This window comes from Novipirellula sp. (assembly GCF_041583735.1).
In the GTDB taxonomy this organism is placed as follows: Bacteria; Planctomycetota; Planctomycetia; order Pirellulales; family Pirellulaceae; genus Novipirellula.
Map to the genome: position 1 here is coordinate 1 of NZ_JBFHFD010000924.1, position 2487 is coordinate 2487.

At 56.9% G+C, this 2487-nt stretch carries 3 protein-coding genes; 2 read left to right on the forward strand and 1 reads right to left on the reverse strand.

The annotated features are described in order from the left end of the window. On the forward strand, positions 1–803 hold an 803-nt coding region (locus tag ABX962_RS34645; protein ID WP_372726223.1), incomplete at its 5' end, for a helicase-related protein. Positions 804–1005: 202 nt separating this feature from the next. Continuing rightward, positions 1006–2061, forward strand: coding sequence for a lysylphosphatidylglycerol synthase transmembrane domain-containing protein (locus tag ABX962_RS34650; RefSeq protein WP_372726224.1), 1056 nt, complete (start codon positions 1006–1008; stop codon positions 2059–2061). Between the two features lie 99 nt (positions 2062–2160). Here ABX962_RS34650 and ABX962_RS34655 read toward each other — a convergent pair. Further along, positions 2161–2487: S46 family peptidase (locus ABX962_RS34655; RefSeq protein WP_372726225.1), on the reverse strand; the 327-nt coding region annotated here is incomplete at its 5' end.

Sequence of the window (2487 nt, forward strand, 5' to 3'; positions counted from 1 at the left end):
GTACACTGCGGGAAAAACCGCCTGGTCGGGCCACCGTCAATACGTATCTCGCCCATGATGGATGGAAAGATCGATGGTGGTCGTTTGTTCGAGAGCGTTTGAACGAAGGGCGGCAAGCATTTGTTGTTGCGCCGCGTGTGGTTCCGACAACGAAGTCCGATGGAGAGGATTCAGACGACGAAGAAAGCGAAGATGTCTCGTCGGTGCAAACGGTCTTTGCTGATCTAAGTAAGGGGGTGTTGTCCGAGTTTCGGATCGGATTGTTGCACGGCCGCATGTCGGCGGATGAAAAGATGGCGACGATGCAGGAGTTTGCTTCGGGCGAGATCGATGTGTTGGTCAGCACGACGGTGATCGAAGTGGGGATCGATGTGCCCAATGCGACGGTGATGACGATCCTTGGAGCGGAGCGGTTTGGGCTCGCTCAATTGCACCAGCTGCGGGGACGTGTATCACGCGGTTCGCATGTCGGGCACGTTTGTGTTTTCTCGGACGGGGATCAACCGCCCAGTGAGAACGAGCGACTGAGTTTGTTTGAGAAGACCAATGATGGTTTCGAGCTTGCCGAAGCCGACTTTGAATTGCGCGGCCCCGGCGATCTGCTGGGGCGGAAACAGAGCGGGATGGCGCCGCTGCGAATCGCCGACCCGCGTCGCGATATCGAAATCCTGAGGATCGCAAGGGCGATGGCACAGGCAATGATCGAAGAGGATCCGGAGTTGGATGCGGCGGAATTCCAGGATCTGAAATCGCAGGTGATGCGGCGGTACGGAAAACGGCTCAATTTGGGCGACGTCGCGTAGGGAGTCTTCCCCGTTGCCTTTTAGCGTGGTGGAAGAGGTACCGTGGGCGAGTTTGCTTGGTGCGGTATTCTCAAAGGACTCGTTGCCACGTCCACTACGGAATGAAGCGGGGACTCGTTGCCTCGTCCACTACGGGGGGAGACGGGGATTTTGAAGACGGCTTGGAGAGTCGGACGCTGGCAATTATCTTGCTTCGATGCATATGACATGGAAAAAAGCCGCGACGCTCGCTCTCAAATTTGCCATTCCCGTGGCAATTATCGCTTGGCTGGCGAATCACATTGATTGGGCTCAGTTATCGACCCAGCCCAAGGATTATCGATTGTTGGCCTGCGCGTTGGCGGTAGCGATGATCGGATTGAGCCTTTCGTTCGCGCGTTGGTGCTTGCTGGTGCGTTGCCAAGGGATTTCGCTGTCGATGGTCGAGGCGTTTCGGCTCGGATCGATCGGTTTTTTGCTGAACTTCGTTTCGGCAGGCAGCGTGGGCGGCGACCTGTTTAAGGCGATCTTCCTGGCAAAACAGCGTCCGGGGAAGCGAATCGAAGCGGTCGCATCGGTGTTTGTCGATCGCGGGGTGGGACTGTTCGGGCTGCTGTTGCTCGTTGCGTTAGGGTTGATGTTGGTCCAGCCGAGTCACTCGACGGAGATTGATCGCGAGCAGATGCAGCAGATCAAAGCGGCCACCGCAATCCTGACGACCATTGGCACCGTTGTGCTGTGCGGGTTGGTCTTTGGGGGCAAGGGAGTCGACCGGTTGGTCCGCTGGGGCAGTCAGCTAGCGATCGTCGGTCCGGTGGTGGCCAAAATTGGACCGCCGCTGCGGATGTTTCATGCTCACCCGATCGCGTTTTTGGTCTCGATCGTGATGAGCCTCGGCGTGCATTCGTCGATGATTCTCAGCATGTATCTGATTGCCTGCGGACTCTATTCGAATCCGCCAACCTTGATCGAGCACTTTGTGATCGTTCCGATTGGGATGCTGGCGGCGGCGATGCCGATCACGCCAGCGGGATTGGGCGTGTACGAAGCGACCATCGAATGGCTGTACCGAATTGTGCCCGCGACCACCACGTCGGCTTCGGGAACGCTCGTGGCATTGGTGTTTGAAATCGTCAAGGTGTTGATGGCCGCGATCGGTACCGTCTTCTATTGGACCTCCAGCGAGGAGCTTCGCGAGAGTGTCGAAGAGGCGGAGGAAGCAGAAGAAGAGGAAGACGATGTCGAAGTCAAGGAACCGAGTGTCGAGAAAGGGGCGTGAGCTGAACTGAGCGAGTTCAGCGCCACCACGGGTTCCCAGGCCGGAGCCTGGGAACGAGCGTCGACTAATTTTTCACAGCTTTCGTGGAGCGAATGGCGGCTATTTGCCGATCGAATCGGCGAGCGACTTGGCGTTGTAGATCGAACGCAGGGCTTCGATGATTCCAACTCCGGAAACGCTCACTGCCCGTGCTTGTTCGTCGCTGTAAAGATAATCGCTGGTCAGACTTTGGATATTGCCGTCAAAGATCAAGCCCACCAATTCGCCTTCGCGATTGACCACTGGCGAACCGCTATTGCCGCCAATGATGTCGGCGGTGCAAACGAAGTTCAGTTGCGTGTCCAAGTCGACCTTGCTCTTCGCTTTCATCCATGATTCGGGAAGATCGAAATCGGCCTGTCCTTTGTGAGCTTCCGCATGCTGGTA

Excerpts from the sequence above, each read along its gene's own strand:
- ABX962_RS34650 (WP_372726224.1), top strand. The coding sequence starts at position 1,006 with ATGACATGGAAAAAAGCCGCGACGCTCGCTCTCAAATTTGCCATTCCC.